The organism is Streptococcus himalayensis (genome assembly GCF_001708305.1).
GTDB classification, from domain to species: domain Bacteria; phylum Bacillota; class Bacilli; order Lactobacillales; family Streptococcaceae; genus Streptococcus; species Streptococcus himalayensis.
On record NZ_CP016953.1, the window covers coordinates 328975 to 351650 of the forward strand.

The 22676-nt window shown below is 43.0% G+C and carries 24 protein-coding genes and 1 tRNA gene; 7 read left to right on the plus strand and 18 right to left on the minus strand.

Going from position 1 to position 22676, the window contains the following annotated elements; all coding sequences use genetic code 11:
• Window positions 1–169: 169 nt before the first annotated feature.
• The 5 genes from BFM96_RS01545 to pbp1b form a co-directional block, all read right to left on the minus strand.
• The gene (locus BFM96_RS01545) at window positions 170–2605 is read right to left on the minus strand and encodes an ATP-dependent Clp protease ATP-binding subunit (RefSeq protein ID WP_068989472.1); all 2436 of its coding nucleotides are present in this window, start codon (window positions 2603–2605) and stop codon (window positions 170–172) included.
• A 3-nt stretch (window positions 2606–2608) separates the two neighbouring features.
• Window positions 2609–3067 (minus strand): CtsR family transcriptional regulator, encoded by a 459-nt coding sequence (locus BFM96_RS01550; protein WP_068989474.1) that lies wholly within the window; start codon window positions 3065–3067, stop codon window positions 2609–2611.
• Between the two features lie 546 nt (window positions 3068–3613).
• Complete coding sequence (tsf, locus tag BFM96_RS01555; protein WP_068989476.1) at window positions 3614–4654, minus strand: translation elongation factor Ts; 1041 nt, start codon at window positions 4652–4654, stop codon at window positions 3614–3616.
• Window positions 4655–4735: 81 nt separating this feature from the next.
• A complete protein-coding gene (gene rpsB / locus BFM96_RS01560) occupies window positions 4736–5518 on the minus strand; it encodes a 30S ribosomal protein S2 (RefSeq protein ID WP_068989479.1) in 783 nt (260 codons plus the stop codon).
• 218 nt (window positions 5519–5736) lie between these two features.
• The gene (pbp1b, locus tag BFM96_RS01565) at window positions 5737–8043 is read right to left on the minus strand and encodes a penicillin-binding protein PBP1B (RefSeq protein ID WP_373283958.1); all 2307 of its coding nucleotides are present in this window, start codon (window positions 8041–8043) and stop codon (window positions 5737–5739) included.
• 177 nt (window positions 8044–8220) lie between these two features.
• On the opposite strand from pbp1b, the gene tyrS reads away from it, so the two are divergent.
• The 3 genes from tyrS (at window position 8221) to BFM96_RS01580 (ending at window position 10758) form a co-directional block, all read left to right on the plus strand.
• Complete coding sequence (gene tyrS / locus BFM96_RS01570; protein WP_068989486.1) at window positions 8221–9477, plus strand: tyrosine--tRNA ligase; 1257 nt, start codon at window positions 8221–8223, stop codon at window positions 9475–9477.
• Between the two features lie 61 nt (window positions 9478–9538).
• Window positions 9539–9928, plus strand: coding sequence for an HIT family protein (locus BFM96_RS01575; RefSeq protein WP_068989489.1), 390 nt, complete (start codon window positions 9539–9541; stop codon window positions 9926–9928).
• Window positions 9928–10758: a putative RNA methyltransferase gene (locus BFM96_RS01580; RefSeq protein WP_068989492.1), complete on the plus strand. Its 831-nt coding sequence runs from the start codon at window positions 9928–9930 to the stop codon at window positions 10756–10758. The genes BFM96_RS01575 and BFM96_RS01580 overlap by 1 nt, the downstream gene beginning before the upstream one ends.
• 676 nt (window positions 10759–11434) lie before the next feature.
• Here BFM96_RS01580 and BFM96_RS01585 read toward each other — a convergent pair.
• The 4 genes from BFM96_RS01585 to dapD form a co-directional block, all read right to left on the minus strand.
• Entirely contained in the window at window positions 11435–12112 is a 678-nt protein-coding gene (locus BFM96_RS01585) for a rhomboid family intramembrane serine protease (protein WP_068989495.1), read from the minus strand.
• The gene (locus tag BFM96_RS01590; RefSeq protein ID WP_068994109.1) at window positions 12093–12632 is read right to left on the minus strand and encodes a 5-formyltetrahydrofolate cyclo-ligase; all 540 of its coding nucleotides are present in this window, start codon (window positions 12630–12632) and stop codon (window positions 12093–12095) included. The genes BFM96_RS01585 and BFM96_RS01590 overlap by 20 nt, the downstream gene beginning before the upstream one ends.
• A 66-nt stretch (window positions 12633–12698) precedes the next feature.
• Window positions 12699–13829, minus strand: coding sequence for an N-acetyldiaminopimelate deacetylase (locus BFM96_RS01595; protein ID WP_068989497.1), 1131 nt, complete (start codon window positions 13827–13829; stop codon window positions 12699–12701).
• Window positions 13830–13840: 11 nt separating this feature from the next.
• The gene (gene dapD / locus BFM96_RS01600) at window positions 13841–14539 is read right to left on the minus strand and encodes a 2,3,4,5-tetrahydropyridine-2,6-dicarboxylate N-acetyltransferase (protein WP_068989499.1); all 699 of its coding nucleotides are present in this window, start codon (window positions 14537–14539) and stop codon (window positions 13841–13843) included.
• Between the two features lie 173 nt (window positions 14540–14712).
• Here dapD and BFM96_RS01605 point away from each other — a divergent pair, with 173 nt between their 5' ends.
• Window positions 14713–15219, plus strand: coding sequence for an NUDIX hydrolase (locus tag BFM96_RS01605; protein ID WP_068989502.1), 507 nt, complete (start codon window positions 14713–14715; stop codon window positions 15217–15219).
• On the opposite strand, the gene BFM96_RS01610 is transcribed toward BFM96_RS01605, so the two are convergent.
• Window positions 15205–15507 carry a hypothetical protein gene (locus BFM96_RS01610; RefSeq protein WP_068989503.1) on the minus strand — a complete coding sequence of 101 codons (303 nt, stop codon included), beginning with the start codon at window positions 15505–15507 and terminating at the stop codon, window positions 15205–15207. The two genes, BFM96_RS01605 and BFM96_RS01610, sit on opposite strands and share 15 nt — an antisense overlap.
• A 71-nt stretch (window positions 15508–15578) precedes the next feature.
• Here BFM96_RS01610 and BFM96_RS01615 point away from each other — a divergent pair, with 71 nt between their 5' ends.
• On the plus strand, window positions 15579–15956 hold the full coding sequence (locus tag BFM96_RS01615; RefSeq protein ID WP_068989504.1) for a MerR family transcriptional regulator: 378 nt from the start codon (window positions 15579–15581) through the stop codon (window positions 15954–15956).
• A 227-nt stretch (window positions 15957–16183) separates the two neighbouring features.
• Here BFM96_RS01615 and BFM96_RS01620 read toward each other — a convergent pair whose 3' ends face one another.
• From BFM96_RS01620 to BFM96_RS01655, 7 genes are all read right to left on the minus strand, one after another.
• Window positions 16184–16387, minus strand: coding sequence for a hypothetical protein (locus tag BFM96_RS01620; protein ID WP_068989505.1), 204 nt, complete (start codon window positions 16385–16387; stop codon window positions 16184–16186).
• A gap of 1 nt (window position 16388) precedes the next feature.
• Entirely contained in the window at window positions 16389–16709 is a 321-nt protein-coding gene (locus BFM96_RS01625) for a hypothetical protein (protein ID WP_068989507.1), read from the minus strand.
• Between the two features lie 3 nt (window positions 16710–16712).
• Entirely contained in the window at window positions 16713–16919 is a 207-nt protein-coding gene (locus BFM96_RS01630; RefSeq protein ID WP_223245864.1) for a hypothetical protein, read from the minus strand.
• A 365-nt stretch (window positions 16920–17284) separates the two neighbouring features.
• Window positions 17285–18025, minus strand: coding sequence for a 16S rRNA (uracil(1498)-N(3))-methyltransferase (locus BFM96_RS01640; protein WP_068989518.1), 741 nt, complete (start codon window positions 18023–18025; stop codon window positions 17285–17287).
• Window positions 18026–18970, minus strand: a complete 945-nt coding sequence (gene prmA, locus BFM96_RS01645) for a 50S ribosomal protein L11 methyltransferase (protein ID WP_068989521.1) — start codon at window positions 18968–18970, stop codon at window positions 18026–18028.
• Between the two features lie 10 nt (window positions 18971–18980).
• Window positions 18981–19889: a GIY-YIG nuclease family protein gene (locus BFM96_RS01650; protein ID WP_068989524.1), complete on the minus strand. Its 909-nt coding sequence runs from the start codon at window positions 19887–19889 to the stop codon at window positions 18981–18983.
• A 2-nt stretch (window positions 19890–19891) separates the two neighbouring features.
• A complete protein-coding gene (locus tag BFM96_RS01655; RefSeq protein WP_068989526.1) occupies window positions 19892–20362 on the minus strand; it encodes a DUF3013 family protein in 471 nt (156 codons plus the stop codon).
• Window positions 20363–20447: 85 nt separating this feature from the next.
• On the opposite strand from BFM96_RS01655, the gene BFM96_RS01660 reads away from it, so the two are divergent.
• The gene (locus BFM96_RS01660; RefSeq protein ID WP_068989529.1) at window positions 20448–21716 is read left to right on the plus strand and encodes a replication-associated recombination protein A; all 1269 of its coding nucleotides are present in this window, start codon (window positions 20448–20450) and stop codon (window positions 21714–21716) included.
• Between the two features lie 268 nt (window positions 21717–21984).
• Window positions 21985–22057, plus strand: a tRNA-Lys gene (locus BFM96_RS01665).
• 215 nt (window positions 22058–22272) lie between these two features.
• On the opposite strand, the gene BFM96_RS01670 is transcribed toward BFM96_RS01665, so the two are convergent.
• Window positions 22273–22668 carry a single-stranded DNA-binding protein gene (locus BFM96_RS01670; RefSeq protein ID WP_068989532.1) on the minus strand — a complete coding sequence of 132 codons (396 nt, stop codon included), beginning with the start codon at window positions 22666–22668 and terminating at the stop codon, window positions 22273–22275.
• Window positions 22669–22676: the final 8 nt, after the last annotated feature.

A 22676-nucleotide genomic window follows, 5' to 3' on the forward strand; every position in this document is an offset into this window, starting at 1 on the left:
TGATAATTGTGGAAGGTTGGAAATAGAGCTAGCGAAATGTTTGCTAGCCTCTTCCACTAGAATGTTGATTTATCAACGTTTTACAAAGCAGACAACTACTGCGTCAAACTGTTAAAGCTATAAAAGAAACGAGGCTGGACACTTTTATCTCAGCCTCGTTTTCCTATAATTACACTATGTCAAACTTGAGTTTATCGCCTTTGACACCGACTTTCAAGCTCCTTCCTTCGCCTAGTTCTCCTTTTAGCAGTAACTCTGATAGCGGATCTTCGACTTGGGTTTGGAGGGTTCGTCGCAAGGGTCTGGCCCCCATTTCTGGGTCATAACCTTCTTTTGCTAGCCATTTGAGAGCAGATGGTTGGAATTTCAATTCCACATGCTTGTCTCTGAGTGCTGCAATTAATGGACCTACCATGACTTTGACCACTTCTTGCATATGTTCACTCGAGAGACTATGGAAAACAACCTTTTCATCAATCCTATTGATAAATTCTGGACGATAGGCTTTTTTCAACTCTTCTAACATGCGTTTTTCCATATTGGCATGGTCAAAACGTACATCACGTGCCCCAAATCCAACGGTTTTGTCATCTCGAAGGCTGGTCGCCCCAAGGTTGCTGGTCATGATAATCAAGGTATTTGAAAAATCAACCTTGCGTCCCTTGCTATCAGTCAAAACGCCGTCATCCAAGACCTGCAAGAGCACATTGAAAATATCTGGATGAGCCTTTTCCACCTCATCAAAGAGGAGGACAGAGTAAGGCTTGTTGCGGACCTTCTCTGTCAATTCGCCGCCCTCGTCATAGCCAACATAGCCCGGAGGAGCCCCGTTCAAACGACTTGCTGCAAATTTTTCCATATATTCACTCATGTCAAAGCGAATGAGAGCTGATTCATCATCAAACAGCAATTCAGCCAAAGCCTTAGCCAGCTCTGTCTTTCCGACCCCTGTCGGCCCCAGAAACATAAAGGAGCCGATAGGACGCTTGCTGGTTTTCAAGCCGGATTGATTGCGACGAATCGCACGGCTAATCGCTGAAATTGCTTCGTCTTGTCCGATGATACGCTTATGCAGTTCTGTTTCCAAATTCAAATATTTCTTGGCATCTGTCTGACTTAACTTTTGAACAGGAATACCTGATAAACGGCTCAAGGTCGTCAAGATATCCGCCTCTTCCACCTTTAGGGTAAAGGGTTGCGGAGATAGCTCTTTTTTCAATAGGCGAGACACTTGTTTGAATTGTTGATCCATCACCGCCACATCCAGTTCTGTCAACTCAGACTGGGACATATCCCCCTGTTTTGCTCCCTTATTTTGCACCGTGGCTGCTGCCTCATCTAGCAAATCAATAGCCGAATCTGGCAAGTGCTTACTGGTCAAATACCGATGGGCATAGGTGACTGCCGTTTCAATCGCTTCATCTGAAATCACCACCTTGTGATGGGCTTGATAGCTTTCCCGCAATCCCTTCAAAATTCGAATGCTGTCTGCCACACTTGGCTCATCAATGGTGATTTTCGCAAAACGACGAGAGAGAGCTGCATCTTTTTCGATATGCTTTTGGTATTCTTCCTGAGTCGTTGCACCAACCGTCCGAAGGGTTCCACGTGCCAAGGCTGGCTTGAGAATATTTGCCGCGTCCAAGGTCGAATCAATTCCGCTTCCAGACCCCATAATGGTATGCAACTCATCAATAAAGAGAATAACACGGCCGTCTTCTTCGATATCTGTGATGATATTATTCATCCGCTCCTCGAAATCTCCACGGAAACGCGTCCCTGCTACCACATTCATCAAATCTAGCTCGAGTACCCGCATTTTAGCCATCTCGTTAGGAACAGATCCACTTGCCACTCGTTGGGCAAGACCTAAAGCCAAAGCTGTTTTTCCAACTCCCGCATCTCCGACCAAGACCGGATTATTTTTGGTTTTTCGGCTCAGGATTTGAATCATTCGCGAAATCTCTTCGTCACGACCAATGACCGGCTCTAATTGGCCAGTTCTTGCTAGTTCGGTCAAATCACGGGTATAGTCTTCCAGACCACCGCTTTGCGGTTGTGGCATCCCCATCATATTGGCCATATTTTGCTTGTTTGGATTAGGAGCTTTCTGCAAGTTTCGAATGGCTTTCCAGGCTTCCTTGTCCCAACCCGCACGTTGGCTCAGATTTTTCCGCAAGTCTGCAATCCGAACAGCCTTATCCGTCTCTTCATAGATAAAACCTGCCTGCTCTAAAATATGAGCCACAAGACTACCACGATCCAAAAACATCGCTAAAAGGACATGCTCAGTTCCTATACTTTTTGAACGAGTAGCCGAGGCAATCTTCTCTGCTGTTGCAAACAATTCCTTCAAGCGATAAGAAAAGGCAAGTTTTCCTGGTTTCGCTTCTTTTTGATAGGCTTTTCCTGTCACAGTATAGGCCGCTTCTTCCAGATTGTCCACCTCCAGAGGATAATCATTGAGGACCGAGCCTGCTACACTATAGGGATTATTGGCAATCGCGATTAAGACCTGCCAAGACTCCAGATAGTCCGTTTCAAAATGACTAGCTAACACTTGAGCCGACGCCAAGCTCTGCTCCAAGGCCTTTGAATACTTCATCTTCTACATTCCTTTTCTATCTACTTGTTGTAAAATCCGTTTTAACATCCGTGCCCGAATCTTCTCAGCACCCTCACCTAGAACCATATCCGTCGCTAAAGACAGGAGAAGTTGCCCTTCCTGATAACTCAAAACTCCTTTTTCAAACAACATTTGAATGACATCTTCGAACACTTGCTGGCTAAGATGTTCGCCAACACTACTAGCCAATTCGCAAATCATATCATGATGGTTTGAAAATTCAACCTTGCCAATCCGGATATAGCCACCACCGCCGCGCTTACTCTCGACAATGTAGCCGCGACTTTCTGTGAATCGCGTCTTTAGGACATAGTTTATCTGGCTTGGAACGACCTGAAAAACATCTGCCAACTCGCTACGCTTTAACTCTGCAATGCCCACTCGTGCAAGCAGGGCTTTGATATACTCTTCAATACTATCTGATGTATTTTTCGCTCCCATAGCCGACCCCTTCTCTACTGATATTGACCATCTTTGACTATTATACCCTAAAAGGCAAACTTTGAAAAGCAAAAGCCATGCTGATTTTCTTTCCCACCATTTTTAAAGAAGTCCTTAAAACAAAGCTACTCACAGCCTTAATGATACTCCTGTAATTTCAAAAATAGGCATACGATATGTATTTTTCATTCCCTCATATAATGAAGTTGGCTAAGTAAGTCCAATAGGATGATTTTTTAGCAGAGGAAAAAGACAGCCATAAAAAGAGATAATTTATATCCAAACTATCTAAGAAAGCAGGCAAAATGCTACCTTTGATTTTCATTGTGTATTCAATCGAATGATCTAGATGAGGCTGAACTGCCTATAAAAATTGTTGGTTTCCGAAAAAATCTAGCATCCCGTTACAACCTTAGTTATTTCCAACATCCTGAAACGAAAGGTACCCCGCATACTTTTCAAACCATTTACCCCTTCATATCCTAAAAAATAGTTCTAAATCCTCAAAAAAATCGAACCCCTAAGAGTTCGATTTTGCTAGTCGATTTATTTACCAAGAGCCGCAGCCATTGTTGCAGCAACTTCTGATTCGAAGTCGTTCGCTGCTTTTTCAATTCCTTCACCCACTTCAAAGCGTGCAAATGCTACAACGCTAGCGTTCACTGAGTCAAGGTAAGCTTCAACTGTCTTGCTGTCATCCATGATGTAGACTTGTGCAAGAAGGGTGTAAGCTTGGTCAACTTTTGTATTGTCAAGCATGAAGCGATCCATTTTACCTGGAAGGATTTTATCCCAGATTTTTTCTGGTTTGCCTTCAGCAGCCAATTCTGCTTTGATGTCTTCTTCTGCTTGCGCAATCACATCGTCAGACAATTGTGCTTTTGATCCATATTTCAAGAATGGAAGGGCTGGTTTACCAACCATTGCACGGCTTTCATTGTCTTGTTCGATTGCGTGGTTCAATTGTGCCAATTCATCTTTCACGAATTGCTCATCCAATTCTTTATAAGAAAGAACAGTTGGTTTCATGGCAGCGATATGCATGGATACTTGTTTTGCAAGCGTTTCATCGCCACCTTCGATGACAGAGATAACACCGATACGTCCGCCATTGTGTTGGTAAGCTCCAAATGCTTGCGCATCTGTTTTTTCAATCAAGGCAAAACGACGGAAGGAGATTTTTTCTCCGATTGTCGCAGTTGCGTTTACGTAAGCTGCTTCAAGCGTTTCACCTGAAGGCATTGTAAGGGCAAGTGCTTCTTCGTTGTTAGCTGGTTTACCTGCTGCGATTACTTTAGCTGTTTCGTTTACCAATTCAACGAATTGAGCGTTTTTCGCAACAAAGTCCGTTTCAGCATTTACTTCAACAACTGCTGCTACATTCCCATCTACGTAAACACCAGTCAAACCTTCTGCTGCTACACGGTCAGCTTTCTTAGCTGCTTTTGCCATCCCTTTTTCACGAAGCAATTCAATCGCTTTTTCGATGTCCCCATCTACTTCAACAAGGGCTTTCTTCGCGTCCATGACACCAGCACCAGATTTCTCACGCAATTCTTTTACAAGCTTAGCTGTAATTTCTGCCATTATTAGATCTCCTATTTAGTTTTATTGAAAAAAAGGGGAGGGCTGAGCCCGCCCCTTAGGTTGTTTTACATGTTTATATGATTAGTTGTTTTCGCCTTCTACAACTTCAACGATTTCTTCAATAGAAGTTGCTTCTGTTTCAGTAGCTACAAATTCTGCTTCTACTGATTCAACGCTATCTTCACCTTGACGACCTTCGATGATTGCGTCAGCCATTTTCGCAGTGATCAATTTAACTGCACGGATTGCATCATCGTTTGCTGGAATGATTACATCAATGTCATCTGGATCTGTGTTTGTATCCACCATCGCAACAACTGGAATACCCAATTTTTTCGCTTCTTTCACAGCGATTTGCTCTTTATGTGGATCCACTACATACATAACATCTGGAATACGTGGCATTTCTTCGATACCACCCAAGAATTTTTCAAGACGAGCACGTTGTTTGTTCAACAATGCTACTTCTTTCTTAGGAAGAACGTCAAAAATTCCTTCTTCTTCCATGCGTTTGATTTCTTTCAAACGAGCGACACGTTTTTGGATGGTTGCCCAGTTTGTAAGAGTTCCACCCAACCAACGGTGGTTGATGTAGTATTGACCTGAACGTTCTGCTTCTTCTTTTACAGCGTCAGCAGCTTGTTTTTTCGTACCAACGAACAAGATAATCGCATCGTTTGCAGCTGCATCACGGATAAAGTCGTAGGCTTGATCAGCGTATTTTACAGTTTGTTGAAGGTCAATCACGTGGATTCCGTTACGCTCTGTAAAGATGTATTTTGCCATCTTAGGATTCCAGCGGCGAGTTTGGTGACCAAAGTGAACACCAGCCTCAAGAAGTTGTTTCATTGAAATTACTGCCATGAGTAATGTCTCCTTTTTTGTTTTTTCTCCTCTTTTAGATTTCAACTTGCAGGGCGACCAAGCGGCAACAGCTCCACAATTCATCTAAAATGAGTATTTGTTGTTTTTACAACCTACTTAGTATACCAAAATTTTAGATGATTGACAAGGGATTTTATACAGAATCTGACATTTTTCGATGAAAAACTCTGCTGATTCTTCACCAACAGAGTTTTGTTTTATCGATTTCCTAAAATAGCTGCCCAGGCTTTCTGGTAATCGCTATCTGAACCACCAATTCCAAAGCGATAGCTTGTAGCAGGGGCGCCATTTTTTGCCCAATAGCTTGGAACCATCTGACCACTCACACTGATCGTACGTCCATTGATTGTCACCGTTGCTGGTCTATCTCCTGTTGATTTCAAGACATCTGTCTTAATGACACTAGGATCTAGGTTAAATTTTTCATTGATGCCCAGAACGCTCGGATCTGCTTGATGAATCGCGTTGACCAAGTTGGCCATAAAATTGGCATTGTTATTATAGCCAGTCAGAGGAGCCATGGAGGTATTGTCATCATGCCCAATCCATCCTCCTAAGGTCACTTTAGGAGTTGATAACATCAGCCACATATCGCCATTGAACTGGCTCGTTCCTGTTTTTCCAATCCAATCTCCGCCTGCTACTTGACCATTGATTTGCGACAAGCGAGAGCGGAAAGTCGTTGTGGCACCAGAGGTTAGAACCCCCCGAAGCAACTGCTGCATAATGGTCGCTGTAGCCTTGGAATACACTTGCACAGGATTATCTGTATGCTCATAAATCACAGTGCCATCTTTTTTGGTGATTTTTGCAACCATATACTTTTCTAGGTAGACTCCATTATTGGCCAAGGTTTGAAATCCGTTGGTATGTTGAGCAACAGAGACTTCTACACCGCCCCCCATCGGGAGACTTTCAATACCGTATTCTGCAATATCATACCCCATTTTTTCCATGTATCCACGGACATTTACCCCTTTTTCTCGAAGCAGCTGGTAGGTCCAGTAAGCTGGAATATTCCAAGATGTATTCAGAGCCTCTTGGAGGTCCATCATGGCTGTTCCTCGGCTATCAACGTGCATAATCGGCTCCCCACTGGAGAAGTTGGTTGGGTAATTGGAAAGAACGCTGGCACTTCCCATCAAACCTTGATCGATGGCAATTCCATAGGCCAAAATCGGTTTAATGGTGGATCCTGGCGAACGGACGGTGTCAAAGGCGTGATTATTTTGATTGGACTGGTAATCTCGTCCACCAATAAATCCAAGAACAGCCCCTGTTCGATTGTCCATCAACACATTTCCAGTCTCTACAAAACCAGTCCCGTCATTCAAAAGACCACCAAAATTGTCCACAGCATTCTGCATGGCTGTGTGGATATTTTTATTGATGGTCGTGGTGACAATATAGCCTCCCTCGCTCAATTCTTTGGCAGCAAGTTCTTGGTAGGCCTTGACCGTCGCATCATTTTTCAAATCCTGCTCAGAAACCTGATCTCTCTTGATGACATAATCATACATCACTTTTCTGGCTTCTTCCATCGCTGTGAAGTAGAGGTAGTCATGGGTAATCTCTGGAATTCGCTCAGCTGGTAAAAATTCTTGGCTGAGGTCATAATCCTTGTAAAGATTATATTCTTCTTCTGTTAGAGCACCTGTCCGGTACATATTATAGAGGACATTCTTGGCTCGCTCTAGTCCCAGTGCCATATTTTCAGGACTTTTCAGGCGACCATCTGCTGCATAAGGAGAATAAACAATCGGACTTTGCGGAAGTCCAGCGATAAAGGCCGACTGCGGAATGCTCAAGTCCTTGGCTGCCACACCAAAGATTCCTCTAGCAGCCTCCTCTACACCTGCAATATTTTGCCCCTTATTATTCCGACCAAAGGGGGCAACGTTTAGGTAGGTTGTCAAAATCTCATCTTTTGATAAATAGCGTTCGAGGGCGAGTGCATCCACAATTTCCACTGCCTTGCGTTTAAAAGTCGGTGCGTCTCCCACCACCTGCTGCTTGATCAATTGCTGCGTGAGGGTCGAGCCTCCACTAGAAGAGCCAATCCCAACCACAGAGCCTAAGGTTGCCCGGAAAACTGCCTTGGTCACAATTCCATTATGCTCCTTAAAATGCTCATCTTCGGTAGCAATCACTGCTTTTTTAATATTTTCTGAAATATCTTGGCTTTCTACTGCAACCCGTAACAAATCGCTATCAATGGCCGAAATCGAACTGCCATCCGCATACTTTAACTCAGAAATCGCTGAAATGTTACGGATTTGCGTGACCAATTCTTCCTTATCTGGCACTTTAACATCATCCAAAAGACTAGCCGTATAGCCCAAGGCAATCCCTGTTCCAAATAAGAAACCCAGAAAACCTAAAATAAATAGTAAATTAGAAAGGAGTTTCAAGGTTCTCAGACCCACACCTGCAACATCTCCTATGGTCCACTCTTCTTTGGGAATTCTTTCCTTTTTCGGTCGTTTCTGGAAGTAACCCTTCATACGTTCAATCATCTGTTTCATGCTCTTTCACCTCATAGTTAGAACTATTATAGCAAATTTTTAATCTTCCTTACAAACGAAGGGCTGAAAATTCAAACTTTTTTAGCAAATCCATCCCTTTCTTCCCCATTTTATGGTACAATGGAATCTAACTATAAACAAAAAAGGAGAAGAGACATGCACATTTTTGATGAGCTAAAAGAACGTGGCTTGGTTTTTCAAACCACAGATGAAGATGCTTTACGAAAAGCCTTAGAAGAGGGTCAAGTCTCTTATTATTCAGGCTACGATCCCACTGCCGACAGCCTACATTTAGGACATTTGGTCCCAATCCTTGTCTGCCGCCACTTGCAACTGGCTGGTCACAAACCCTACCCTCTTGTAGGAGGCGCAACTGGTCTGATTGGAGACCCTTCTTTCAAAGATACCGAACGGAGCTTGCAAACAAAAGATACGGTGGATAGCTGGGTGAAAAGTATCCAAGCTCAACTAGAACGTTTCCTTGATTTTGAAAATGGGGACAACAAGGCTGTCATGACCAACAACTATGATTGGTTCGCGAGCATCAGTTTTATTGATTTCTTGCGCGACATCGGCAAATACTTCACGGTCAACTACATGATGAGTAAGGAATCAGTGAAAAAGCGGATTGAAACAGGGATTTCCTACACAGAATTTGCCTACCAAATCATGCAAGGCTTTGACTTCTATGAACTCAATCGCTTGCATAATGTCACTCTCCAAATTGGCGGAAGTGACCAGTGGGGCAATATGACTGCCGGAACTGAATTACTCCGCCGTAAGGCAGACAAAACTGGCCATGTCATTACTGTTCCACTCATTACTGATGCGACTGGTAAAAAATTCGGAAAATCAGAAGGCAATGCCGTTTGGCTCAATGCTGATAAGACTTCACCATACGAAATGTACCAATTTTGGATGAATGTTATGGATGCCGATGCCATTCGTTTCTTGAAAATTTTCACCTTCTTACCACTTGACGAAATTGAAGAAATCCGAAAACAATTTGAAGCAGCACCTCATGAACGCCTAGCTCAAAAAATCCTTGCCCGTGAAGTGGTGACCTTGGTCCACGGTGAAGCAGCTTACAAAGAAGCACTAAACATTACTGAGCAACTGTTTGCAGGAAATATCAAAAACCTTTCTGTCAAAGAACTCAAACAAGGACTTCGTGGCGTGCCAAACCACACTGTAACAGCAGAGGATAGCCTCAACATTGTTGAACTCCTTGTGACGGCAGGCGTTGTGAATTCTAAGCGTCAAGCTCGTGAAGATGTCCAAAATGGAGCGATTTACCTGAACGGAGATCGTGTACAGGATCTTGACTATGCATTGACAGATGCTGACAAACTCGAAAACGAATTAACCGTTATCCGCCGTGGTAAGAAAAAATATTTCGTTATTACTTATTAACCATAAAAACTGGGACTTGCTCTCAGTTTTTACTATCTCATCTTAAAAAGGGGAGCAGAGCATGACGTGTATCTTTTGTCACGATATTTCAGAGGAAGCCATTCTGTATCAAAGCAGACATTTCAAACTAGTTTGGGATATAGACCCCATTCAGACAGGACACCTCTTGATAATCAGTAAAGACCATTTTACCAGCCTGTCTGAACTCCCCTTGCCCCTTCTTCATGAGCTAGCAGAGCTAGAGCAAGAGGTGATCACTCTTATGGAGGAGACACTCCCCATTGACGGTGTTACTCTTCTACGCAATGACAAAAATCTAATGGACGAGGGGACACATTTTCATTCCCATCTTATCCCACGGCAAAAAGGAGACGGTTTTTGGGAGCATATCACCCTCCATAAGAGTTCCTACTCCCTTCACATCTTAGAACAAACCATGAGGTCTCGTTAATGCTTCCAAATGTTTCACCCTTTGCACATGCCCACCGCCATTTCAGCTGCCCTCTTTGCAAGGAACTTTTAAATCTGCAAGAAAAGAGCCTGATTTGCCCCAACAGACACTGCTTTGACATCAGTAAGTTTGGTTATGTCAACCTTGCTCCCCATATCAAGCAATCCAAAACCTATGATAAGGAAAATTTCCAACAGCGGCAATTGGTGCTAGAAGCTGGTTACTACCAGCATATTTTACAAGTGCTTAACGATTTATTGGGCAAGCAAACAGAGCACGAGCATATTCTCGATGTTGGCTGCGGGGAGGGTTACTATACACGCCATCTACAACAAGCTTTTCCCACTAAAACCTTCTATGCTTTTGACTTATCCAAGCACTCGGTACAATTAGGTGCCAAGAGTGACAAAGAAAAAGCCATCCGCTGGTTTGTGGCAGACCTTGCCAAACTTCCGCTACAAGAAAATAGCATGGATATGTTATTAGATATCTTCTCTCCGGCCCACTATCAGGAATTCAAACGTGTCTTAGCTCCCAACGGCAAGCTCATCAAGGTCATTCCCACTAAAGAGCACCTCAAGGAGATTCGCCAGAAAGTAGGAAAAACGGACTATAACAACCAAGATATCATCGAGCATTTCAGGGAATACTTTGAGATAGAGAGCACTATCTCCGCAACAGCGACCTATCCTCTAACCGAGGACAGCAAAGTAGCCCTCCTTGCCATGACTCCCCTCCTCTTTCATATAGATAAAACAAGTATGGATTGGTCTGATTTGACAGAGATTACCATTTCCAGTCAAATTTTGATCGGACGTCAAAAAGGCTAGAATAGCCATCTTAACTCTCGTTAGGCTTTGATATTTCAACAACTTGACGACCGACAAAGAAATGTAGTCTGGCTATCCAATCTATCAAACTTCAATAAACGACCCTTCTGATCATAAAAGGTTAGCAAACATCATGTTGCTAACCTTTTTTAGTACTCTATAAACATCAAAATCTGACTAGGTTCTACAATCGAGAATTGTGGAAGATGAAGCATAAAACTAACCTAACTTGTGCCCTAAAAAACGCAGGGGTAACGGAGATTAGCTGAGGATTATTTCCAACTTTCAACAATCCACTGGACTGTTGAAGCAAGGTGAGTTAACAAGGTCAGATTTTGATGTTTGACGAGTATAGACTGACAGAAAGATTTCTCCATCAAGTCAGTCAAAACAAAAAATCATTCGATGCTCTCAACTTTAAAGCTGTATTCACAATATGATGCATTTGAAAGGCGACCTCAGATACTAACTTTTCAACATTCTGGGAAGTTAGGTTTGTGAAATTATCGCAAATTAGCTTATTTTAAGGATCCTGCGATGGTGTGAATACAGGTTCTTAGAATGCAATGTCTTTGAACTTACAACTGAAATTCAGCCTTTGTCAAAATGTTCTCCGAGAGAGTTTTTTAATTTGCCAACCTTATATATAGTAGTTTTACAAAGTAGAATCGAGGAATTAGCGACGGCTAAAAGCTAGAAAGAGTAAACCAAATACCAACAAAAGATAGGCAACAAGGGCTAGAATTCTTTCTACTAAACTATACGCTCGTCTTTCCCCTCGCACCGGCAGAAACACAGCACAGAGGGCACCTCCTAGTGCTCCCCCCAGATGGCCTCCTAGACTAATTCCCGGCAACAGACTAAAGAGTAAATTAACCACCAAAAGCGACCGATAGGATTGTCCCAACTGCTGAATATAGGGATTTCTAACCGCATAGCGAAGCATGATAATAGCTCCAAAAATCCCAAACAGCGAGGTAGAAGCTCCTGCTCCCACCGCATTTGGGGTGAAGAAAAAGACAAACATATTTCCCATGATACCTGCCAACAGATAGAGCAAGAGAAACTTAATAGAGCCAAAAATATCCTCCGCCTGCCGACCGATAAAATATAAGGTCAGCATATTGAGGAAAAAATGCTCGAAGCCAATGTGGACAAAAATCGCTGATACTAGCCGCCATAGCTGACTTGGAAAAGCCAGCATTGCCTGTCCATAAACACCGCCAAAATCAAAAATAGTTTGCGTGCTACTATAAGCAAAGCCTCGCAACAGTAACATCGCTAAGAACACAAGCGTTGTCAATGCCAGTAAACCGCTGGTCACTGGGTAACGCTTATCCCATAGTTTTTCCATATTTATATACCTTTCCTATCTGAATATCATGGACCTCAGGCTCAAAATCCCTTTCTTGAAAGCCATAAATCGTACTAACCGTTTTACCCTTATAATCCGCCAAATAGCGGTCATAATAGCCACCACCATAGCCAATCCGATACCCCTCTTTCGTAAAGACAACCCCGGGAACATGAATCAAGTCAATCATAGCTGGATCAACCGCAAGCTCGCTCCGAGGCTCTAATAGACCAAAAGAAGTTTGCACCAGTTGCTCAGGATTATAGTCCACAAAAATCATCCGCCCCTGTGGATAAGTCTTGGGGACTAGCACCTGCTTTCCATCCTTTAAAGCTGTCGCAATCAGGAAATCTGTTGCCATCTCGTGAGAAAAGGACAGATAAGTGGCAAGCACCTTCGCCTTTTGATAGGCAGTGCTAGCTAATATTTGCCCAATAAGCCACTCATCTGCCCGCTCCTTTTCAGCACCCGAAAAATCTTTCATCCAGCTCAATACTTCTTGTCTTAATGCGTCTTTCATCTCTCCTCCTAAAAGGGGAAAAGAGAGAGGGAACATGTCCCACCTCTCCTACATCACTGATATCCCCTATTCTTCACTTTTCATCCGTAAAAATTTCCCAACTTTTTCGATGGCAAATGGCAAAGCGGCTTCATCTGGCGTCATCTTAGGATGATGGAGAGCATAAGGGCTATCAATCCCTAGCCAAAACATGACCCCATCCACCTTATTTAGCAGATAACCAAAGTCTTCTCCTGTCATAGCTGGAAGACAATCAATCAAATCCACGCCTTCTTCCTCCTCAAAGAAGGTCATCATTTGATCTGCCAAGCCTGCATGATTTTCCACAGGAAGATAGCCCCCCTGTTTCAGCTCGATTTCGAGCTCCATTCCAAAGGACTGAGCCACACCTTCAGCAATGATCCGAACCCGCTCTTGGGTCAAGCGATTCATCTCCATAGTCAAGGTTCGGATAGTACCATGTAAAAAGGCTGTTTCTGCGATGACATTATTGGTCACTCCTGCCTGCATTGCACCAAAGGTCACCACAGCTCCTTCAATGGGATCGACATTGCGACTGACAACGGATTGCACTTGGGTCACAAAATAACTTGCTGCCACCAAGGCATCATTTGCCTCATGTGGAAAGGCAGCATGCCCTCCCTTGCCCTTAAAGGTCAATTTGACCTCACAAGTCCCTGCAAATAAGGTTCCACGATTGGTCGCAATCGCACCGACCTTCAAATCAGGACGGACATGTAAGGCATAAAACTCATCTGGCAACCACTCGCCAAAGGCTCCATCTTCATACATGAGCATACCCCCAGCTTCGTTTTCCTCAGCTGGCTGAAAGATAAAGAGAAGATGATTCTTTGGCTGTTTTTGCGTCAGTTGCTCCAGCAAACCTAGGGCAATCGTCATGTGCATGTCATGGCCACAAGCATGCATGCGTCCTTCGTGCTGACTAGCAAAAGGAAGCCCAGTATCCTCTACAATCGGCAGACCATCAATATCCGTCCGCCAGCCAATCGTTTTAGTCGGTGCACTTCCTTTAACAAAGACTAAAATTCCCGTTCGCCAAGTTCTGATTTCAACGAAATCAAGGCTCTCTGTTAAATCCTTAATGACCCGCATGAGATAGGCATGGGTCTTAAATTCTTCTAATCCAATTTCAGGAATCTGATGAAGATCCCGGCGGATTTGGTGAATATCTAGCATCTTCTCACCTATTAAAGCGTCCGTAGAGCGTCTTCTAGAGCTGTTTTTTGCTGGGTCTGTTCATCGATTTCTTTGATAATTCGAGCAGGCACTCCTGCAACAACCACATTTTCAGGAACATCTTGAGTCACGATGGCACCAGCTGCTACAACTGAACCACTGCCAATCTGCACGCCCTCAATCACGACAGCATTGGCTCCAATTAAAACATGGTCCCCAACACGCACCGGCTCGGCACTAGCTGGCTCAATAACACCTGCCAAGACTGCTCCAGCACCCACATGACTATTTTTTCCAACAATGGCACGACCGCCGAGAATAGCGCCCATATCAATCATGGTTCCGCTACCGATTTCGGCACCAATATTGATGACCGCTCCCATCATAATCACCGCATTATCCCCAATTTCCACTTGATCGCGGATAATAGCCCCTGGCTCAATCCGTGCATTGATGGAACGCTTGTCTAGTAAAGGCACGGCAGAATTTCTTGCATCTTGCTCCACGACATAATCCTTATTCTCCGTCAGTGACACAAGCAAGGGCTCGATATCCGCCCAATCACCAAAAAGGACATTGCCTAATTTGGTCACTGTTTCAGGTACAGGTTGCGCGAGTTCACCCTCAAAGGTCACTTTCACCGCTGTTTTCTTTTTCGCATCCGCAATAAATTGGATAATTTCTTGTGCTGTCATTTTCGTTGCTGACATGTATGATTCTCCTTCAAACTATCATTTCCTTGCAGTCTTGCAAAGTTATCATCTATTATACCACAAAGACTGGAAAATAGGGGTAAGAGAAGAAAAATTATCTGAAAAAACTGACAATTTCCCAATAAAATTTGTTATACTAAAGTTCTACTATAAATAGAAGAGGTGAAAACATGGCAGAATACTGGGACGCCTACTTGGCAAACGGACAAAAGACAGAGCATATCCTAGAGCGAGGAAAAGCAATTCCACAAGGCCTTTACCACTTGGTCGTCGAATGTATCCTCGTTCATACGGACGGCAGTATCTTATTCATGCAACGAGACGGCAAGAAAGCCTCCTACCCTCATTACTATGAAGCAACCGCAGGCGGCTCTGCCCTATTTGGCGAAAGTTCTGAAACAGCTATTCTGCGTGAAATTGCAGAAAAAACCGGTATCCATCTACAGACTGATCAGCTTATCCATTACCACCACTTTGTGGCCCATGATGACCAGTGTATCTTTGACCTCTTTTGGGCAAAGGTTGACAATAGAAAAGATACGATTACTCTCCAAGACGGAGAAACAAGCGATTTCATCTGGATAGCACCAGCAGACCTTCCGAACTTTTTAGAAACCCAACTCGTCATTCCACGGCAAAAGGAGTATGTCGAGCAGTTGTTTTTAGAAAAAGAATAATCCCAATACGAGCAACAGACTGATGAGACCATGGACAACAAAGTGAGACAGGTGAACTTGACCAAAAACAAATTTTCCTACTAAGGGACGAATGAACCAAAGAAGGACTAAGCCAGTAATGAACATTCCCTGACTGACAACTCTGGTAAATTGCCCTAGCAAAGCCAGAGACACCAGAGAGACTGGTATTGCATAAACCAGTCGCCAGAGTGCAGAAATTCGCTCTTTCATCCATAAAGCAGACAAAAATGGCAAGGTAACATACAAGAAAATCAAAAACTGAAACATATCTTTCCTCCTTCTTCACCATTAAAACATGAGGGACTAAGACCCTGTCAACCCTACTTGAAAGGAGTTCCATGAAAACTGGACAAATCACTCAAACCTACAAGATTAGCCGAGATACCCTTCGATTTTATATCAAGAAAGGATTGCTCATGCCAACTATCCAAGAAGGTCACTATCGCTGGAGCGAGCAAGATTGTCAAGAACTTGAAAACATTCTCCAACTGCGAGAACTGGGCCTTTCTATCAAAGCCATTCAACGAATGAAAGAAGTCCATGACACCATGTGTGGCACTAGAGAGCAGTGGATAGAAAACCGTCAGGTCCTACAAAAGGAAGTAGCTGAACGCAGGAAAATGATTGAGCAACTCGAAGCACAAATCCACAACATGAACGGATTGATCGAGCAACTCGATGAAAAATTAGCAGGTCTAGAAAATGAAACTAGGTGAGACTTCCTGAAAAAATCGTCAACAGCTGGTTTTAAGTTACTCTTTTCAATAACTTGAAGTTGGTGTCCGGATGCTTTTTCTGTAAAGAAGATATCCAATTCTCTCTGAGTTGCTTTATCTAAATTGTCATAACGTTCCTTGCGCCTGATAGCTATTAGATTCTTATTCACCATTAATTACCTCCACTTTAAAGAGGGCAGTTTTGCCCTCTTAATGACTCATTGTTATCAGAAGTAGAAAAATAAGTCTTTACAAAATTCTTTATCTTCTTCCGATAAATTTTTATTCTTATACTCATCTAAAACGTAGAGTACTCCTCTAACATTTCTTTCCAGAGCAGCATCTTCCAAAAGTTGCAGCCGAATAACTTCATCTTCAATATAAATATTGATAATTTTGAATAGTCTTGACCTAACATCACTATATTTCATATCAATCACCTATCATATCCACTTTATTAAACTTAGTAACTGAGTTTGTTTTTAACTGTGAATATCCTCCTTTACCATATTGAGGATAATAAGATGTAATAGGCTCCAATAAATCCCCTGTATCTCCCACTGCCTTAGGAACATATATGTTATCCATAATTTGCAAAGTATTAAACTCACCTCTTAGCTTAGCATCACTCCAAGTTGGTGATATTTGACATGCATCTTGAACTTGTTTCGCTGAATCGAACTTAGAAAATCCTATATAGCTTCCCGGTACCTCCATATTACGCATGGTTTGCTCTGCATATTTAGAATCCATATATCAATAACCAGTGGCTAGTAAAGTGATTCCATCTGGTGTGACATAAAAATCTGTCTCTGGGGCTGTAACATCTTTAACAGGTCGCTTATGAGTGTGACCCAGTTCAAGAACCTCACCATATACCTTATTTCCATTGCCATCTACAGCTTCCACTGGAATTCTAGACTTATTAGGTCCAGGGTTAGACATTTGCTGAACAGGTGTCACATCCTTACGAGGTTTCGTGACTAGTACATCACCCGATTTCGGCTTGTTCTTAGCTACATCTGCTTTGGCAGATTTCTTACTTGAAACACTACCTGAACCATTGTAATGAGATTGAAACCATAGTCTGTCACGACATTCTTTCCCTGTCGCAACAGAGATATCAGTATCGATGTCTGCTTCAACACCAGCCGTAGCAACTTGACGAACAGCCTGAGTCCCAATATTCTGGGTGAGATTAGTCGCAACGCCCGCTCCTGCTCCAATAGATTGACCACCAACAAACCCTGTAATAGCTCCAAGTGCTGCGCCTTTAAGTATAAGACCAATTTCATGGTACAGTCTAGCCTTATTTTTCTATGCCTACTCTACATCAATTCTCTCAAGATACTAACACTGGTCAGTGCATAAAGCGGAGCTGTCTCTGCCCGCATAATCCGTGGCCCAAGACCGACCTTGCGGCCACCCTTCCTTTCAAATTGTGCCACTTCATCAGGCGACAAACCACCTTCAGGACCAAAGATAAAGAGAATTTTTTCGCCATTAGAAAGGCTCGAAAGAACTTCTACCAAGGCCGACCGCTCTCCTTCCTTAGCTGATTCTTCATAGGCAATCAAAATGCGGTCAAACGAGTCCAATGTTGCAAGAAAATCCGCTTGATGAGTAAACAAGGTGACCTCCGGTACCCTATTACGCTTGCTTTGCTCTGCTGCTCCTAGGGCAATTTTCTGCAACTTTTCGACCTTTTTGACAAGTTTCTTACTATCCCATTTGACCACGGACCAATCTGCCGGAAAGGCCCAGAGCTGACTTGCACCTAACTCTGTCGTTTTCTGGGCAAGAAATTCTAATTTGTCCCCCTTAGGAAAACCGCAGGCAATCGTTACCTCGACCGGTAATTCCACTTGGTCAGGCAAGTCCTCAAGGAGTTCAAAGCAGTATTCTGCTTCATTGACCACGCGCGCTAAGCGCTTCACTCCATCATCAAAAACCAAGACCACTTGATCACCTTTTGCCAAGCGCATGACCTGAAACATGTGCTTAATTGTGTCCTTATCTTCAATCGTCACAGGTGAAATTGCTTCACCCTTTACAAAATACTGCTGCATCTAGCCTCCTATGACACCTGAAATATCCTGTGTTTTTTTCAAAACAAGAGCATTCCATTCTCCTTGAGTCATCTGGGTTTCCAAGAAGAAGCCTGCACGATAGGCTGCTTCTAATACCATATCCAACTTGTCCGCAATAATCCCACTCATAATCAGATACCCTTCGTCTTTGAGCAAGCGATAAGCGTCATCTGTCAAATACACCAGAATATCTGCCAAAATATTGGCTACAATGACATCCGCCTCAAGCTCTACGCCACGGAGTAGATCCCCTGTTTGTACGGTAATATTCTCTGTATTAGCATTCAAATCAATATTTTCCTGTGCAACCCGTACTGCAACCTCATCAAGGTCATAGGCATGAATCTCACTCGCACCAAGAAGGGAACTCGCAATCGATAGCACCCCACTTCCTGTTCCAACATCAAGAACACGCTCGCCACCTCGTAACACTTGCTCTAAGGCAAATAAGCTCATCTTGGTCGTCGGATGCGTTCCAGTCCCAAAGGCCATACCAGGATCGAGCCGAATGACCTTCTCCCCAGCTGTCGCCTCATATTCCGTCCAAGACGGCACAATCGTCAAATCGTGGGTAATCCGTGCTGGCTCATAATATTTCTTCCAGTTATCAGCCCAGTCTTCCTCTTCCAAGGACTGTTCCTCCAAGCGAACCGTGTTTGGGTCTAAAAAGTCACTAACTTCTTTCAAGCGCTCAAGGAGGCTCTCCTTGACATCTTCAATTGCAAAATTTTCTGGATAGTAAGCAACAATCGTAATTCGATCTGACTGTTCCTTTTCAGGTACAATTTCTCCGAACAAGTCCTCCTTGTCCACATAATCTGCCGTATCTTCAATCGCAACTCCCTGCGCTCCCAGCTCAATCAAGAGATTGGATACAATCTCCTCACCTTCTCGCTCTAGCTCTACCCGTAATTCCTGCCACATAGTCTCTCCTTTACTTGCTGATTTCTTGTTCCTCTAGTTCTTTCAAGCTCATACCTGCTTGATTTTTCCATTCTGTCCGTCCGTTCGCACTCATACCGAGCACAAACATAGCTGCTGTTGAAGCACTATTGAAAAGTTGATTTTGTTGCAAAATACCATCTTGAATCACATTCCTTTTCACCAACTCTTCTCTTAGTCCCTTCACCGATTCAGAAAGATGGGGAGCATCAATCAGATCCACCATACTGCCTTTTAAGACAACAAACCCTTCCGCAGTCCGCTTACAGATCGCTTGAATTTCTTGCTTTGATTTCTTCGTCTTTCGTTTCAAATGAAGTAGTTGCTCATCTTCCTGCTGTTTTTCAGAAAAGACAGACTCTTTCCGAATAATCGGTACAAATAGCTTATAACCTAATGTTCCAATAATCATCGTCGCATATTCAATAATTTCGTCTAACTCCGCTTGCTTCTCTTCTGTCACATGACCTGGATTAGGCTCATTACCATTTTTAACGATAAATCGCCCAGCTTCCTTGGCAAGGTTGGTAAACGAATTTTCCAAATAGCTAATTTCAGTTGGCCCGAATGAATTGTTTTGCGTTGTCAAAATAATGACATCGTTGAAATAATCAGCATGAGAGTCTCTGGTATGCTCCTGCACACGTAATAGGACACCCTCCCCATTTTTCCGAGTGGTTGCTTGGCCAATATACGTAATATCTTGTTGGGTCTCATCGTCCTTGCCAAACAAAAAATAAATGCCACTTTGTTTCAATTCGTCCCGTTCTTTGAGAGTCGCAAGTTGGATGCGAGGAATTTTATACAAGACTCCTGTCCAATTGGACAAGGTACACTTCATTCTCCCTGTAACATCTCCATCCATTAGAAAAATATTGATATTTTTACTACGATGATACATCTCTAATACCTCGGATACGGATGAAAATCCTTTTCTTGCAAAGCTGCTCTGCCATTTTCAAAAGCTTCTTTATCCCAGACAATCGCAAATTCTTCTGCTTCTTCATCTGCCAAAAAGTCCATTAAATCATCCAATCCTTTTTCAGCTGTTTCTGCCAAAAATCCGACAAAATAAGCCAAAAACTCACTGGATAAGCCTTTTTTCTGCTCATAAGGAATAGCCGCTAAATACTCCTCTTCCTGAACGGTTGATTTTAAAGGATTATAAAATAAAACTGCCTCTTCAAAGAAGATATCTTCTGTTGTCCGATTTCCCTCATCATCAACTGTTTCAATACCTGCCTGATTTTCCACTTCTAACAGAAAAGCAACCTCCACCGCATGATTTTTCTTATCCCAATTGATTTCAAAATCGTATGGAAAATCCTTCTCCATGGTCTTATCCAACACATCTAAAAATCCGTACTTACTCATCTTGCCTCACTTTGCTGTATTTATGATAGAATATATAGATAAGTGTAACACAAAACCAGCCAAAAAGATAGGAGATGGGAAATCCATGATTGAGAATTTAGCACTGAGCATGCGTCCCAAAACCATTGACCAGATTATTGGCCAAAACCACTTAGTCGGAAAAGGAAAGATTATCCGCCGGATGGTCGAGGCAAAACGCCTGTCTTCCATGATTTTATATGGACCACCAGGCATTGGAAAAACCAGTATCGCAAGTGCCATCGCAGGAACCTCAAAATACGCTTTTCGTACCTTCAATGCGACTGTTGACACCAAAAAGCGACTTCAAGAAATTGCAGAAGAGGCAAAATTTTCAGGTGGTCTAATCCTACTTCTCGATGAAATTCATCGCTTGGATAAGACCAAACAAGATTTTCTCTTGCCTCTCCTTGAAAACGGCAATCTCATCATGATTGGCGCCACTACAGAAAATCCTTTCTTTTCTGTGACTCCTGCCATTCGCAGTCGTGTTCAGATTTTTGAGCTAGAACCACTTTCCAACGACGACATCAAAACAGCCGTTCAAATGGCTATTACTGATACTGAGCGTGGCTTTGATTTCCCGGTCTCTCTCGATGATGAGGCTCTTGATTTCATTGCAACCAGTACCAATGGAGATTTACGTTCTGCTTTCAATTCCCTTGAGTTAGCCGTCCTATCCACCCCAGAGAATGAAGAGGGCATCCGCCACATCACACGCGATACCATGGAAAATAGTTTACAAAAAAGCTATATCACCATGGATAAGAATGGCGACGGACATTACGATGTCCTCTCTGCTCTTCAAAAATCCATCCGTGGGAGTGATGTCAATGCCAGTCTCCACTATGCAGCTCGCTTGATTGAAGCTGGTGATTTACCCAGCCTTGCAAGGCGACTCATGGTAATTGCCTACGAAGACATCGGACTTGCCAATCCCGAAGCCCAAATCCACACGGTAACAGCCCTTGAAGCCGCTCAAAAAATTGGTTTTCCAGAAGCTCGCATTCCCATTGCCAATATTGTCATTGATCTCGCCCTGTCACCAAAATCAAACTCCGCTTATCTAGCCATGGATCAAGCAATTGCTGACCTCAAAAAAACAGGGCATCTTCCCATTCCACGTCATCTCCGAGATGGTCATTACAAGGGGAGCAAGGAATTGGGCAATGCACAAGATTATCTCTATCCCCATAACTTTCCTGAAAAATGGGTTGACCAGCAGTATCTACCAGATAAATTGCTAGGGAAAAATTACTTTGAACCCAATCAAACCGGTAAGTATGAGCGCGCCCTCGCTACTACAAAAGAAAAGATTGACCGCTTAAAAAAATAATGGTATCGGTTTCAAAAAAAATGCATTTTTCTCTTGAATTTTTTTGAAAATATGGTATTATATATACATAGAAACGCTGTGGTGTACGACTTCACACTTAAGTGTTGACCGACTATTTTTTGTATTACTAGGGAAACAAAAGTCTTCTAACAGCATGCAGGCCGTTACACGCGGAAGCAGCTTCAGTTAGAGCGAGTTGCCCACCTGCTTAATTGCGCGGGTTCAATACAAATCGTGACAGTCCGGCACCAATACAGCTTTTTCTATTGCCTCCTTAGCTCAGCTGGCAGAGCAGCGGACTCTTAATCCGTGGGTCACAGGTTCGATCCCTGTAGGGGGCATATTTTAGTACTCAGAAGCCTTATTCTAAAGGCTTTTTTTCGTTTTTGTTCTACTTTTGTTCACAGACTAGAGACTTACACTCAATCAAAATCAGCTTGAGTCTATCTGTATTTTTTATGATTGGCTAGTTTTTGGCCAGTCTCTTTTTGTTTTACAAAAATCCCTCATTGCTATTAGCCAAATGAGGGATTAAATCATAGTATATCTCGAAACTTTAGAAAGGTAGCTCTTCTTGCTCCAAGACAAGATCTGCTAAATCTTCAGCGACATTGTTTTCACGCATCGCACGTTGTGCTCGACTTTCTAACAATTGGAATCCATTGCAGAGTACTTCTGTGACATAGTGAGTGACTCCGTTCTTATCATACTTGCGTGTCCGCAATTCACCATCCAGCGAAATCAAACTTCCTTTCGTGGCATAGCTGGCTAGGGTTTCTGCAAGACGTCCCCAAACTACGACATTTACAAAATCAGCTTCTCGCTCTCCGTTTTGGTCTTTGTAGCGACGATTAACGGCTACTGTAACACGCGCCACCGATTTGTCATTCGGTGTTTTTTTCAATTCTGGTGTACTCACCAAACGACCGATTAAAATTACTTTATTATACATATCATTTT

Excerpts from the sequence above, each read along its gene's own strand:
- BFM96_RS01545 (WP_068989472.1), bottom strand. The coding sequence starts at position 2,605 with ATGAAGTATTCAAAGGCCTTGGAGCAGAGCTTGGCGTCGGCTCAAGTG.
- BFM96_RS01550 (WP_068989474.1), bottom strand. The coding sequence starts at position 3,067 with ATGGGAGCGAAAAATACATCAGATAGTATTGAAGAGTATATCAAAGCC.
- tsf (WP_068989476.1), bottom strand. The coding sequence starts at position 4,654 with ATGGCAGAAATTACAGCTAAGCTTGTAAAAGAATTGCGTGAGAAATCT.
- rpsB (WP_068989479.1), bottom strand. The coding sequence starts at position 5,518 with ATGGCAGTAATTTCAATGAAACAACTTCTTGAGGCTGGTGTTCACTTT.
- pbp1b (WP_373283958.1), bottom strand. The coding sequence starts at position 8,043 with ATGAAGGGTTACTTCCAGAAACGACCGAAAAAGGAAAGAATTCCCAAA.
- tyrS (WP_068989486.1), top strand. The coding sequence starts at position 8,221 with ATGCACATTTTTGATGAGCTAAAAGAACGTGGCTTGGTTTTTCAAACC.
- BFM96_RS01575 (WP_068989489.1), top strand. The coding sequence starts at position 9,539 with ATGACGTGTATCTTTTGTCACGATATTTCAGAGGAAGCCATTCTGTAT.
- BFM96_RS01580 (WP_068989492.1), top strand. The coding sequence starts at position 9,928 with ATGCTTCCAAATGTTTCACCCTTTGCACATGCCCACCGCCATTTCAGC.
- BFM96_RS01585 (WP_068989495.1), bottom strand. The coding sequence starts at position 12,112 with ATGGAAAAACTATGGGATAAGCGTTACCCAGTGACCAGCGGTTTACTG.
- BFM96_RS01590 (WP_068994109.1), bottom strand. The coding sequence starts at position 12,632 with ATGAAAGACGCATTAAGACAAGAAGTATTGAGCTGGATGAAAGATTTT.
- BFM96_RS01595 (WP_068989497.1), bottom strand. The coding sequence starts at position 13,829 with ATGCTAGATATTCACCAAATCCGCCGGGATCTTCATCAGATTCCTGAA.
- dapD (WP_068989499.1), bottom strand. The coding sequence starts at position 14,539 with ATGTCAGCAACGAAAATGACAGCACAAGAAATTATCCAATTTATTGCG.
- BFM96_RS01605 (WP_068989502.1), top strand. The coding sequence starts at position 14,713 with ATGGCAGAATACTGGGACGCCTACTTGGCAAACGGACAAAAGACAGAG.
- BFM96_RS01610 (WP_068989503.1), bottom strand. The coding sequence starts at position 15,507 with ATGTTTCAGTTTTTGATTTTCTTGTATGTTACCTTGCCATTTTTGTCT.
- BFM96_RS01615 (WP_068989504.1), top strand. The coding sequence starts at position 15,579 with ATGAAAACTGGACAAATCACTCAAACCTACAAGATTAGCCGAGATACC.
- BFM96_RS01620 (WP_068989505.1), bottom strand. The coding sequence starts at position 16,387 with ATGAAATATAGTGATGTTAGGTCAAGACTATTCAAAATTATCAATATT.
- BFM96_RS01625 (WP_068989507.1), bottom strand. The coding sequence starts at position 16,709 with ATGGATTCTAAATATGCAGAGCAAACCATGCGTAATATGGAGGTACCG.
- BFM96_RS01640 (WP_068989518.1), bottom strand. The coding sequence starts at position 18,025 with ATGCAGCAGTATTTTGTAAAGGGTGAAGCAATTTCACCTGTGACGATT.
- prmA (WP_068989521.1), bottom strand. The coding sequence starts at position 18,970 with ATGTGGCAGGAATTACGGGTAGAGCTAGAGCGAGAAGGTGAGGAGATT.
- BFM96_RS01650 (WP_068989524.1), bottom strand. The coding sequence starts at position 19,889 with ATGTATCATCGTAGTAAAAATATCAATATTTTTCTAATGGATGGAGAT.
- BFM96_RS01655 (WP_068989526.1), bottom strand. The coding sequence starts at position 20,362 with ATGAGTAAGTACGGATTTTTAGATGTGTTGGATAAGACCATGGAGAAG.
- BFM96_RS01660 (WP_068989529.1), top strand. The coding sequence starts at position 20,448 with ATGATTGAGAATTTAGCACTGAGCATGCGTCCCAAAACCATTGACCAG.
- BFM96_RS01670 (WP_068989532.1), bottom strand. The coding sequence starts at position 22,668 with ATGTATAATAAAGTAATTTTAATCGGTCGTTTGGTGAGTACACCAGAA.